Annotated in this window: 15 protein-coding genes and 1 tRNA gene; 10 read left to right on the top strand and 6 right to left on the bottom strand. The window is 39.0% G+C overall.

All coding sequences use genetic code 11. The annotated features are described in order from the left end of the window. Positions 1-75: 75 nt before the first annotated feature. Entirely contained in the window at positions 76-642 is a 567-nt protein-coding gene (locus tag AC1DG9_RS06840) for a Crp/Fnr family transcriptional regulator (protein WP_172659754.1), read from the bottom strand. Between the two features lie 102 nt (positions 643-744). On the opposite strand from AC1DG9_RS06840, the gene AC1DG9_RS06835 reads away from it, so the two are divergent. The 4 genes from AC1DG9_RS06835 (at position 745) to AC1DG9_RS06820 (ending at position 3,812) form a co-directional block, all read left to right on the top strand. Beyond that, on the top strand, positions 745-1,296 hold the full coding sequence (locus AC1DG9_RS06835) for a hypothetical protein (RefSeq protein ID WP_288878969.1): 552 nt from the start codon (positions 745-747) through the stop codon (positions 1,294-1,296). Between the two features lie 84 nt (positions 1,297-1,380). Next, positions 1,381-2,274, top strand: coding sequence for an NAD(P)H-binding protein (locus AC1DG9_RS06830; RefSeq protein WP_288878968.1), 894 nt, complete (start codon positions 1,381-1,383; stop codon positions 2,272-2,274). Positions 2,275-2,291: 17 nt separating this feature from the next. After that, on the top strand, positions 2,292-3,212 hold the full coding sequence (locus tag AC1DG9_RS06825) for a helix-turn-helix domain-containing protein (RefSeq protein ID WP_172659751.1): 921 nt from the start codon (positions 2,292-2,294) through the stop codon (positions 3,210-3,212). Between the two features lie 141 nt (positions 3,213-3,353). Then, complete coding sequence (locus AC1DG9_RS06820) at positions 3,354-3,812, top strand: MaoC family dehydratase (protein WP_172659750.1); 459 nt, start codon at positions 3,354-3,356, stop codon at positions 3,810-3,812. A 5-nt stretch (positions 3,813-3,817) separates the two neighbouring features. Here AC1DG9_RS06820 and AC1DG9_RS06815 read toward each other — a convergent pair whose 3' ends face one another. The 4 genes from AC1DG9_RS06815 to AC1DG9_RS06800 all read right to left on the bottom strand — a co-directional run bounded on the left by AC1DG9_RS06815 (position 3,818) and on the right by AC1DG9_RS06800 (position 6,990). Continuing rightward, positions 3,818-4,813 (bottom strand): ABC transporter permease, encoded by a 996-nt coding sequence (locus AC1DG9_RS06815; RefSeq protein WP_288878967.1) that lies wholly within the window; start codon positions 4,811-4,813, stop codon positions 3,818-3,820. A gap of 5 nt (positions 4,814-4,818) precedes the next feature. Next, complete coding sequence (locus tag AC1DG9_RS06810) at positions 4,819-5,766, bottom strand: ABC transporter ATP-binding protein (RefSeq protein WP_288878966.1); 948 nt, start codon at positions 5,764-5,766, stop codon at positions 4,819-4,821. Between the two features lie 5 nt (positions 5,767-5,771). Then, a complete protein-coding gene (locus AC1DG9_RS06805; RefSeq protein WP_288878964.1) occupies positions 5,772-6,629 on the bottom strand; it encodes a COG1470 family protein in 858 nt (285 codons plus the stop codon). A 287-nt stretch (positions 6,630-6,916) separates the two neighbouring features. Beyond that, positions 6,917-6,990 (bottom strand) — tRNA-Ile (locus AC1DG9_RS06800). Between the two features lie 53 nt (positions 6,991-7,043). Here AC1DG9_RS06800 and AC1DG9_RS06795 point away from each other — a divergent pair. Together AC1DG9_RS06795 and AC1DG9_RS06790 are read left to right on the top strand one after the other, a co-directional pair. After that, entirely contained in the window at positions 7,044-7,697 is a 654-nt protein-coding gene (locus tag AC1DG9_RS06795; RefSeq protein ID WP_337716534.1) for an HAD family hydrolase, read from the top strand. Positions 7,698-7,710: 13 nt separating this feature from the next. Beyond that, complete coding sequence (locus tag AC1DG9_RS06790; RefSeq protein WP_172659745.1) at positions 7,711-8,031, top strand: Mpo1-like protein; 321 nt, start codon at positions 7,711-7,713, stop codon at positions 8,029-8,031. Positions 8,032-8,078: 47 nt separating this feature from the next. On the opposite strand, the gene AC1DG9_RS06785 is transcribed toward AC1DG9_RS06790, so the two are convergent. After that, on the bottom strand, positions 8,079-9,068 hold the full coding sequence (locus tag AC1DG9_RS06785; RefSeq protein ID WP_477634443.1) for a proline dehydrogenase family protein: 990 nt from the start codon (positions 9,066-9,068) through the stop codon (positions 8,079-8,081). Positions 9,069-9,190: 122 nt separating this feature from the next. Between AC1DG9_RS06785 and AC1DG9_RS06780 the strand changes: the two genes are divergently transcribed. From AC1DG9_RS06780 to AC1DG9_RS06765, 4 genes are all read left to right on the top strand, one after another. Further along, entirely contained in the window at positions 9,191-9,397 is a 207-nt protein-coding gene (locus AC1DG9_RS06780; protein WP_048906717.1) for an RNA-binding S4 domain-containing protein, read from the top strand. Beyond that, on the top strand, positions 9,397-10,476 hold the full coding sequence (gene aroB, locus AC1DG9_RS06775; protein ID WP_337716532.1) for a 3-dehydroquinate synthase: 1,080 nt from the start codon (positions 9,397-9,399) through the stop codon (positions 10,474-10,476). Before AC1DG9_RS06780 ends, aroB begins: the two co-directional genes overlap by 1 nt. A gap of 297 nt (positions 10,477-10,773) precedes the next feature. Further along, entirely contained in the window at positions 10,774-11,607 is an 834-nt protein-coding gene (locus AC1DG9_RS06770; RefSeq protein ID WP_172659742.1) for a prephenate dehydratase, read from the top strand. Between the two features lie 54 nt (positions 11,608-11,661). Then, positions 11,662-12,442, top strand: a 781-nt coding sequence (locus AC1DG9_RS06765; protein ID WP_477634442.1) for a 3-deoxy-7-phosphoheptulonate synthase, incomplete at its 3' end; no start/stop codon positions are given.

Here is a 12,442-nt window from a genome sequence, read left to right as displayed (position 1 = left end):
AATGATGCAAAGTTGGAACAATAATACGACAGCAAGAAGGATGCTAATCACAAAATAATTGTGATTACACGCACACTATGGATGGCTTAACCGGCTTAGGGTTTCTCTTGACACCCCTAAATAAGATGCCAGTAAAGTTTTAGGAAGACGCTGGAGCAATTTTGGATTCAGTTTAAACAGACGGTTATATCTTTCCTGAGGATTTTTATTGAGCAACAGCAGGATACGCTGTTGCAGTGCAACATACCCAACATTGGATTTTTTACGAAAGAAATTGGCAATGCTATGTAATTCATTGCACAGCTTTTCCTTATTATCTCTCGATAAAACAAGCAATTCACAGTCTTCTATACAATCTATAGCAATTGTTGCCGGGGTGCAATTCATGTAGGCCTGAAAATCGGTGATCCACCAGTCTTCCATGGCAAACTGCAGAATGTGTATCTTCCCGTCTTCGTCTGTATGGTAGGCTTTAAGCAATCCTTTTACTACCCAATACTCGTTGTGGACCTCACTATCTTCCTGTACCAGGAATTGATGTTTCTTAAGCTTTTTACTGCTGAACATTGAAGAAACATATTCGAATTCGGCATCCGTTAATGGAGTAATTTTTTCTATATGTTGCTTTAACGCACTATTCATTACAAAAACAGGTTTTTGAAGGAAAACAAATCTATTTACTTTTTTTGAATTTCTGCTCTGGCATGAAAGTAGTACTATCAATTTGTACTAAAACAAAAAGGAATGAATTTACCATCGTTTAAGCGGATCAATTTTAAAAAGGTAAGAACGGACATCCAGGGAAGCTTTAAGCAACTGGCAGCAGGTGGCTTTAAGCAGATTTTTAATCAGATTGACCAGCTGAACATCAAAAAAGGTGTGGATGCTATGGGGATCGATAAATTTACCAATCAATGTGCTTTATTGGCAGCAGGCTCAGGATTAATTACCGGAGTGGGTGGCGTTGGCACCATGCTTATTGGTACACCGCTGGATGTGATTAACATTATCACTCAGCAATTTAGGGTTACCCTGGCTATTTCTTACCACAATACCGGCAAGTATAAAATCAGTTTTGACGACTTTTTTAAGATTGTAGCCTCATCTGTTAAGGCCGATGCCAAATTGGCCATCAGCAAAAACATTATGGAAGAGGTTGCAGAGAAAATACTGATGAATTTAGGATCTAAATTAAGCAGACGCTTAGTACCGGTGGCAGGCGGCGTGATTGGCGGGACTATTAATTACTTATTTATTAAAGGTTTAGCAAATGAATTGAGAAAGAAGGGTACTTAAATCTGACTACAACAACAGTAGATTCGGCTACATACCCCTGCTTTATCCTGCAGACCTTTGGAGTATCAATAAAATTATACTCCGATGAAAATAACAATCACAGGTTCATTAGGTCACATTAGCAGACCATTAACCAAAACATTAGTACAACAAGGTCACCAGGTTACCGTAATAAGCAGTAACCCGGACAAAAAAACTGAGATAGCAGATTTAGGTGCCATACCTGCTATAGGTTCTTTAGAAGATGTAAACTTTTTGACAGAAACCTTTACCGGCGCAGATGCAGCATATACCATGGTGCCACCCAACAATTACTTTGACCATAGCCTTGATCTTCTTGCTTACTATCGCCAGCTTGGTCAAAACTACGCCGATGCCATTGAAAAATCCGGGGTAACACGCGTAGTTAACCTGAGTACCATTGGTGCCCATTTAGAACAGGGTTCGGGTATTCTGCTTGGTGCACACAATGTTGAAGGTATTTTAAATGGGTTATCGCCAGAAGTAGCCATTACCCACATCCGCCCTACATCCTTCTTTTATAATCTATATGGCTATACAGATATGATCAAAAACGGTGGCGTTATAGCCGCAAACTATGGTGCGGAAAGTATTATCCCATGGGTTTCGCCAATAGACATTGCTGCCGCGGTTGCCGAAGAATTAGTAATACCATTTACCGGCAGAAAAGTACGCTATGTAGCCAGCGAAGAACTTACAGGCAACCAAACTGCACGTATTTTAGGAACTGCCATAGGCAAGCCTGAGTTGAAATGGGTGATCATTTCTGATGAAGAAACGCAAAACGGTTTAGAATCAATTGGAATGAACCCCCGCATTGCAGCTGGCCTGACTGAAATGTATGCAAGTCTTCATAACGGTTTGTTGGCAGAAGATTATAACCGCAATAAACCGGCAGTTATGGGAAAAGTAAAATTGAGTGATTTTGCAAAAGAATTTGCCGCGGTCTTTAACTAAAATGATTAATTTGTGATATGGCCAGTACAGCACCCCATAGGTTTAAAACGATCAGCGAATTTCATAAGTTCAGGGAACTACCTAAACCCGAACATCCGCTGATTAGCGTGATTAACGTAGAAGCGATATCGCGTTTGCAAGACAGTGAACCGGTTAGTCTGGTGTTGGATTTTTACTGCATTGCGCTAAAAAGAAACTTTAATGGCAAAATGAAATACGGCCAGCAGGCTTATGATTTTGATGAAGGCATTATGACTTTTATGTCGCCCGGACAGGTTTTTAGCATTGAGGTGAACAATAACGAGAAATTGAAACATTCAGGATGGATACTCTATATCCATCCCGATTTTCTTTGGAATACCCCGCTGGCCAGAAAAATAAAGGAATACGAATACTTTGATTATTCTGTGCATGAGGCCCTGTTTCTATCTGAAAAAGAAGAGGAAATGATTTCCGCCATTATGCTAAACATTGAGCAGGAGTACCAGGCCAATATAGACAAGTTCAGTCAGGACCTTATTATAGCTCAACTAGAATTATTGCTAACTTATGCAGGAAGGTTTTACAACCGGCAGTTTCTTACTAGAAAAATAAGCAGCCATAAAACCTTAAACAAGCTGGAAGACCTACTTACCGAATATTTTAACAGTGACGATTTAATGAAAAGGGGCCTCCCTACCGTAACATACATTGCGGAAGCACTAAATGTATCACCCAGTTATTTAAGTGGGTTACTTAAAACATTAACTGGCCAAAGTACCCAGCAACATATACATGAAAAGCTGATTGAAAAAGCAAAAGAAAGATTATCTACCACAACTTTATCTGTAAGTGAAATAGCCTATACCTTAGGTTTTGAACATTCACAGTCGTTTAGCAAGTTATTTAAAAAGAAAACCAATCTTTCGCCTTTAGAATTCAGAAATGCATTTATTTAGCTAAATTATCCTAAAGAAAGCCAAACAGTAAAATATTCTTGGAAAGAAGTTTTGTTCAAATCAACTTATTGTTAACTTGGCACAGTTGATGCTTTTGTCTAAGGTATAGAAATGGCTCTTAATTGATAAATAAATACATATATGTTAATAATCAATAGTTTTGAAGAATATAAATCGCATTTAGGCAAAGAGTTAGGTATTTCTAATTGGCATAAAATAGATCAGGAACAGATTAATAAATTCGCTGATGCAACATTGGATCACCAATGGATTCATGTTGATAAAGAAAAAGCGGAAAGCGAAGGTCCATTTAAGGCTACAATAGCACATGGATATTTAACCTTATCGTTAATTCCATACTTATGGAAACAGATTGCCGATGTTCGCAACATTAAAATGGAAATAAACTACGGTATAGAGTCTTTTAGGTTTGGCCAGGCCGTTTTAGTTGACAGTGAGGTACAACTAAAGGCTAAGCTTAATTCGATAGCAAACTTGAGAGGTGTTACCAAAGTTGTTATTGAAGCTACGCTTATCATTAAAGATCAACCGAAACCAGCTTATACCGGGAATGTAGTATTCCTGTATCATTTTATATAACATATTTAAGATCGAATTTCACGACGCATAAACAGATAATAGGAAAGCGCAAAACAAGCTGCGGTTGCTCCTATAAGACCACTTACCTGAGGCCACACGATCATTAAGCTCTCTCTAAATGGCAAAGGCGCAGGTATTGCACCGGCCATTTGCTCCATCGTCATCGGGCCAAGACTTCGAACGGATGGCATCAGCATGGTTGTGCTCGCATCTGTATAAAGCTGGTTGGGTGCGATTCGCAACAGATCGAGGATAAACTCATTGTAACGCAGGATTTGGTCCTGACTCAAAAAACTGGGATCAGGCAGAATGGACCTGATTGCAAGGTTGACAATAATCTGGTAAAATACTGTAAAAAATAGCCATATACCTATAGCGGTAAGCGCTGAAGTAGCCGCTTGCCTGAACTTAATAGATAGTACGATAGACAAACTCAGCCAAAAGCCTACATAGATAAGGCTGATCACCACGAAGCCTAATATCCTTAACAGTTCCTGTGGCTCCATCCTTACCCCTGTCAGGATCAGACCTCCTCCTGTCATCAACAAAGTTAATACGAAGAATAAGGTGCCGACCATGATCATGGCACTTACAAACTTGGCCAGCAACAGGTTGTCCCTATAAAGGGGCTGTGCCATAATTCTTGTAAGCGTTCCGTTGTTCTGCTCTATATTGATCGCATCGAACCCCAGACTGATACCTAATAAGGGCCCAAGAAAGCTCAGAAACACATGGAAGGGCGGCGTGGAATTATCAGTGGTAGTTAATAACTTAAGGTATAGAAAAGTGTGATCCGGATCATTGGTATTGCTTATGGCTGAGCGGATATTACCTAAGGACACGTACATTGACCCAATGAACGTTAGTGTGATCAACCCGATCAGCACAATAAAGCGCCAGCTTCGGATATGATCTGCCATTTCCTTGTGAAGAACTACACCAAAGGGACTGGATTTCCGGATTCCTTTTGCGGTCTTATATATATTAATTTGACTGTTCATGGTTTTCAATTAATGTCTTCAAAATATTGTTGATAGATGTCATCCAGTCCATAGTCTTTTTGACGTACCCCAAGGATGTCGTATCCGTTTTCAACAAAAAAGCGGACCAGTGCCGGTGTAATGTTCTCTTTACATTCAAACACTATCGTTTCTTTATCCATTGTAATCTGTTTAATGGCTTCCCATTGCTCCAGTTCCTGTTGCAACGACCAGGGCTGAGGAATAGCATGTGCTGACTTTATAGATACAACATGTCCCATATGACCAAACAAATCGGCTGATAAGGTTTCTATATTGCCCTGGGCCAATAATTTGCCTTTTACAAAAATCCCTACCCGATCGCATACTTGCTGAACGTGATGTAAATGATGTGAAGAAAGCAGAACGGTCAATTCCTGCTCTTTGCTTAAACGCTTTATAAGTGTCAGAAACTCTTGTACGCCGCCCGGATCAATTCCCAGGGTTGGTTCATCAAGAATGATCACATCTGGTTGCTTAATTAATACTTCGGCCAGGCCAAGGCGTTGTTTCATACCTCGGGAGAAAGTTGATGTTTTCTTGGTCATCACCGAAGAAAGCCCAACAATCTCCATCAGTTCTGACGTTCGTATTCTGATTTCATTTTCGGAGAGGCCATTTAACCTTGCGATGTACTTTAGGTTTTCAAGCGCTGTCATGTTATCATAAAAGCCTAAACTATCGGGCATGTAACCTACTTTTCTTTTTACAGCAATAGGGTTACTTGTTGCATTATAGCCACAAACAAATGCAGTACCATCTGTTGGATCAGTAAGCCCCAGCATCATGAGTATAGTTGTGGTTTTACCTGCTCCGTTAGGCCCCAGCAGTCCAAAGATCTCGCCTTTACTGATATTGAGGCTCAGATCATCTACCGCTCTTTGAGGGCCATAACATTTGGTTAGGCCCTTCAGTTGTATTATAGGATCCTTCATTTCTTCTATCTTCTACCATACTTGCGGATCAGATAATATATCAGTGAAATGGCTAAGAGGATAACCAAAATACCGATCCACCCAGAGAGTAATGAGGTTGTAACAACCATCCTGAAGGCTGCCTGGGCGTTGCCATTACTATTTGTTGCGGTAAAGGTAGCAGCGTAGTCTCCTGCGATGGTCTTATCCGGAACTTTAAGCTTTGCAGTTACATTTACGCTTTTCCCCGGCTCCACTTGTTTAAGTTTGGCAGGTTCAAAGGAAGCTTCCCAATTAGTAGGCAATTGCGATGTGAGTTCAACATCATTCAATGGCAGCGTACCCGAGTTCTTTACCTCTAGAAGGATTTCCTTATGGTTACCGGAGGTAAGCTCTTCGCTCAGCTTCCCGGTTGGTGTAGTTAAGGTTATTCCATAGGACCCTTTTACAACTGCCTCCAGATTTAGGGACAGGGTATCCTTATTTGCAACTGCCTTTACAGGTATTTTGTACTTGCCGGGTGTGGTGCTTGCTGTGGCATTGATCTCTATAGATACATCTCGGGATGTACCCGGGTCAATATTTAAAGAGGCCACCTGATTACCATCTACCTTGTAACTGATCATCCAGCCGATCGGCAAACTCGTTTTGAACTCGTACAGGGCCTGCTTTGCAGATCCATTACGTAAGGTCGTATTGTAACGAAATGTCTCGTTCGTTGCGGCTTCGATATTGATCAGCCTTGCCGTAAAAGCTGATTTGCCGTCGATAGTTGCAACCTGACCTTGGGCATGCAATCCCGGGTGTAATCCAAAAAGGAATAGAAAAAACAATAAAGATTTGCACCTTCCATGAAGGTGGGTAAGTGAGAAATTTACTAACATGATCTAAACACTAGAATTTATAATAATAGCCTAAAAAAATGTCGGTTCAATAGTTTGTCTGTGAGAGCAAATCAAAAAAACAAAATAAAATTTTCAAACTGATTTAACATTTTTTAACATTTATAGGTCCTCAGCCAATTAATACGATTTCAACAAACAATCATGTACATCCATTGAAAACTACGGATCAATCCCAAAACTACCAGAGTGAGTGCTGTAGGTTTAAAAGTCGACGTTTAGAAACGGAAAAAGCCGTTCTTCTTATCGAAAAACGGCTTTTTTGTTAGTGGGCCATGATGGGCTCGAACCATCGACCAAAAGATTATGAGTCTTCTACTCTAACCAACTGAGCTAATGGCCCTGTAAAATCTTATTAGATTTTGCGAGTGCAATGTTACATATTTGTATCCAATTATGGAAACAGTTTTAGCACAAAAAATAAAAAATATTATTTTCGATTATGGCAACGTTATATTCGAAATAGACTTTGTAAGGACTCAAAATGCTCTTTTACAATTAGGTATAACCGATGTTCAGCAGTTCTTTGCCCATAAAAATCATAATGAAATTTTTAATGATTTTGAAACAGGATCTGTCTCTCCGGCCCAGTTTCGCATTAAAATACGCGAAGCAGCCAACAATCCAGGGCTGACAGACGAACAAATTGACAGCGCATGGAACAGTTTATTGATTGGTGTTCCCTCTGCTGCGGTACACGACACGCTGCTTAAAGTAAAAGAAAAATACCGCACTTTTCTACTTAGTAACAATAACGAAATTCATTACAACTGGATTGTAGATTACCTGAAACGGGAATATAATGTCGAGGATAATAACCACCTGTTTGAAAAAACATATTACTCTCAGCAAATGTTCCTTCGTAAACCAAATGTTGAGATATTTGAACAGGTCATCAAAGAAAACAACCTTATACCAGAGGAAACATTGTTTATTGATGACAGCCCACAGCATCTTGTTGGAGCTAAACTGGCAGGGCTTAATACACTTCTAATGGATAAGCACCCTAAAGATCTGGAGCAATTTTTAACTGATCATCATATCTTATAGTTAAATTTGCCGCATGACCGAAAAAAGATATAAATCTCTTAAGGAATTTTATCCTTTCTACCTGAGCGAACATAGTAATCTTACTAGTCGGATATTACATTTTATCGGAAGCCTGTTAGCCGTATTACTATTGTTTACCGCTGTATTGTTTCACGACTTACGCTTTATGATTGGCATTCCAATAGTTGGATATGGCTTTGCCTGGGTAGGTCATTTCTTTTTCGAAAAAAACAAACCTGCTACGTTTCAGTATCCGGCCTATAGTTTAGCCTGCGATTTCATTTTATTCTGGGACTTACTAACGGGGAGCCAGCCTTTTAAAGTAAAGAAGTAAATTTAACTTCACTCCGTCATCTCCTTTTAACCAAAGGAGATGACGTATTACAATCTTCTTCTTTTCTTTTCTTTTATAATCAACCCAAGCTCGCGGCTCGTTTGTCCGGCAATGGAAGTATTTTCCTGAGCTCTTCTGAAAAGATACGGCATTACCGCTTTAACTGGCCCGTAAGGCACGTATTTCGCTACGTTATACCCGGCGTCAGATAAGTTAAAGCTTAAATTATCACTCATTCCCAATAACTGGGCAAAATAAACATGAGGATGATTGTGCGCAATCTTATTCTGATCAAGCAAATCTGCCAATAACCTGCTGCTTTCTTCATTGTGAGTTCCGCAGACAAAAGCGATTTCATCAATATGAGCCATGCAATACCTTAACGACTCGTTATAATCAATATCAGATGCTTCTTTAGTAGGTTGTATTGGTGATGGATAACCCATTTCTTCAGCTCTTTTACGCTCCTTTTCCATGTAAGCACCTCTCACCATTTTAACCCCTAAAATATAGCCGGCAGCCTTCGCAATAAGGTGGTCTGCTTTTAAATCATATTCAGCTTCTTCATCTGATGTTAGTGCCTGTTTTGCATCCAACTTCTCAAGCAAAGCAAAACGGCCAATACCTGTAACTTTAAATACGGTAATTGGAATACGTTTGTCTTTAGCGGCCTGATCTATCGTTCTGATAATCTCTTCGCAGGTAAAATCAAAAACAGCTTCTTCATCTTCACCCTCTACAGAATAATCCAGAATGGTGCCTACTTTACCTGAATGAAGCTGCGTAATTGTTTCTGCACATTCGGCAATCGTTTCACCTCCGCAAAAGTGTTTAAAAATGGTGGCTTTAATAATACCCTTAATTGGTAAGCCAATGTTCAAAAAGAAATTGGTAACCGGAGGGCCAACTTTAGTTAAAAAATTACTGCTTATTATTTTAAAAAGCCAATAGGCGGCGTTTAATTCAGAGTTAGATTTGTTGCGGAAAGCAACTTCAGTATCATCAAAATTCAATGATTTTTTGGGGAATGTCTCCATTAGTGAATGTCAGTTAGTCAAATCGTTTGCAAAAGTATAAATTCCATAGCTACCACTGGTAGAACACACTATAAATAATTGTAATTTTGGCAGTAAAAAATTTTATCTAAGTTTGTCTTATAATGATACAATTTAAATTAGAAGGCGAATTCATTCCCCTTATTCAGTTGTTAAAAGCAACTGCACTTGTTCAAAGCGGTGGCGAAGCCCAAACTGTTGTTGAAGACGGTCTTGTAAAATATAACGGCAAGGTTGATTACCGCAAGCGATTGAAGGTGCGGGTTGGAGATGTAATTGATTTTATGGGTCAGAAAATAACAATCATTTAATGAACAAATTAAACAGTGCCGGACATACCATCCATTTTGAAGCAAATCTTGCCCCTCTGGTAGAAATTATAGAAAGCAGCAAATACAGCAAGATCTTTGTATTTGTGGATCGGAATACCGCAGAATTATGCTTACCTCAGTTCCAGGAAATGCTGGGAGATTTTACAGGATTTGATCTGATTGAAACAGATCCTGGCGAAGAGAACAAAAATATAGATTTTTGTATTGGCATCTGGAAAACACTATTGGATTTTGAGGCAGACCGCAAATGCTTGATGATAAATTTAGGCGGGGGCGTGATTACCGATATGGGTGGCTTTGTGGCTTCAACATATAAACGCGGGATAGATTTTATTAATATCCCTACTACCCTGCTTTCGCAGGTTGATGCATCGGTAGGTGGTAAAACCGGTATCGATGTAGATAATGTAAAAAATATGGTTGGAACGTTTACCCTTCCTCAAGCTGTATTTATTGAAACTTCCTTCCTTAAAACGCTGCCTAAAAGAGAACTGCTTTCTGGTTTTGCTGAAATGATTAAACATGGTTTAATTGTAGACAAAGACTATTATGCAGAATTGCAAAACAGCGATTACGAACAAATTGGGGCCAACGCTATTTACCGTTCGGTAGAGATAAAAAACGAGGTTGTAACAGAAGACCCTCATGAAAAAGGATTAAGAAAAATATTAAACTATGGGCATACTATAGGCCATGCGGTTGAAACCTATTCTTTAATAAACGATAAAAACCCTTTAACACATGGCGAGGCAATAGCCATAGGTATGATATGCGAAGGCTTCTTGTCGGCCAAAAACAATACGCTTAGCGAGGATGAGCTTAACAACATCGGTACCTATATTTTAAAATTATATCCTAAATATCACATTAAGGAAGAAAGTTTTGACCAATTATTGGAATTTATGCAAAGCGATAAAAAGAATGAAAACGGACAGATCATGTTCTCATTATTGAGCCGCATTGGAGCGTGTGATTTTAACTGCAGGGTATCAAAAAACGACATTTTGGATAGTTTTGCTTACCTAAACACCTTAACTTCCAAGTCAGAAAATGCCTAATATTTTGAACCACAACAAGAACCTTATAACAAACAATAAATAATTTTTTTAAATTAACTATTGACAAATTAAATTTTGTTAGTACATTTGGCGAAACGAAAAGAAAATTTTGAAAAATATCACTACATATTGGTTTGGTTACTTCTACTACTTTAGTAAGAGCCGGGACTAATATGCACTAGAATCTAATAAGATAAATGTATACGAAAAGTCCCGGTCTAAAGCCGGGACTTTTTTCGTTTAGAGAAAATAACAGTTATGATAATTTCATAACCATTAAAAAGGGAAAATATTCTAATGAAAAAAGGAACAAGAGTAGCAATTCAAGGCATTAAAGCTTCATTTCACGAAGAGGCCGCATTCAAGTTTTTCGGAAAAGACATTCAGACCATTGAATGTACTTCCTTTAAACACACATGCGAGGTTTTAGAAAACGATGGCGCAGACTTCGTGGTAATGGCAATTGAAAATTCAATAGCCGGAAGTCTTCTACCGAATTACACCTTAATACGTGAATACAATTTCGCTGTAGTTGGCGAAGTTTACCTGGCTATTCAACTTCACCTGATGGCACTGCCCGGTGTAAAGTTTGAGGATATCAAATATGCTACTTCCCACCCTATTGCTATTCGCCAATGCGTTGATTTCTTTGAAGATTACCCACAGATCCAGATCATAGAGAGCAATGATACTGCTGCCTGTGCGAAGCGCATTAAGGAAGAACAGCTTACAGATACAGTTGCTATAGCAAATACGCTTGCAGCGGAATTGTATGGGCTAAATATCATTGAAAGAAGAATTGAATCAAACAAGAAAAACTTTACCCGCTTTCTGATCCTTAAAAAAGGAACAGCTGAAGAAGGGGCTCCAATCAATAAAGCATCTATTTGCTTCCAGGTAAGTAACCATGTTGGTGCACTGGTTAAGGTGTTAAACATCTTTGCTGACCAGCAGGTTAACTTAAGCAAAATACAGAGCATGCCTGTGCTTGGCAAAAGAAATGAATATTACTTCTATGTAGATATGGAATGGAAAAACATGGAGGCTTATGATAAAGCTGTCCGCCAGGCCCTTAAATACACCGTGAACTTTAATATCATGGGTGAGTACCAGAAAAACGACAAAGTATAATTAGCATAAATAATCCAATTAAAATAAAATATTAACACATATAACCCCAAAACAATGAAATTACAATTAAACATTCAACCGCTTAACACCTGGCTTAACATCAACAATGAGCCTTTGATCATCTCAGGACCTTGTAGTGCAGAAACTGAAGAGCAATTATTAACTACAGCTCATTTATTGGCTGCAACAGGAAAAGTATCTGTTTTAAGAGCAGGTATCTGGAAACCACGTACTCGTCCTGGAGAATTCGAAGGAATTGGAAGTATAGGTTTAGAATGGTTAAAAAGAGCTAAGTTAGAAACTGGTTTACCAACAGCTGTAGAGGTTGCAAATGCTAAACACGTTGAAGAAGCTTTAGCTGCTGGTGTAGATATCCTTTGGATTGGTGCACGTTCAACAGTAAATCCATTCACAGTTCAGGAAATTGCTGACGCTTTAAAAGGTGTAGACATTCCTGTATTAGTTAAAAACCCTGTAAACCCTGATTTACAATTATGGGTTGGTGCTTTAGAGCGTATCAATGGCGCTGGTATCACTAAATTAGGTGCAATTCACCGTGGCTTCTCTTCATTCGAGAAAAGCTCGTTCCGTAACGAACCAATGTGGGAACTTGCTATCCAATTGAAAACATTATGCCCTGAGTTACCTATCATCAACGATCCAAGTCACATCTGTGGTAACAGAGAGTTAATTCCTTACATCTCTCAAAAAGCATTAGACTTAGATATGCAAGGTTTAATGATCGAGTCGCATGTTGATCCTTCTGTTGCGTGGACTGATGCTAAACAACAAGTAACTCCAGCTGCTTTAGCTGAGTTGGTTGATCGCTTAACAG

The sequence above is a fragment of the Pedobacter sp. 05L430 genome (assembly GCF_056397585.1).
The sequence above is the reverse complement of the archived record's forward strand: the minus strand, read 5'-3'. Positions and strand labels throughout refer to the sequence as shown.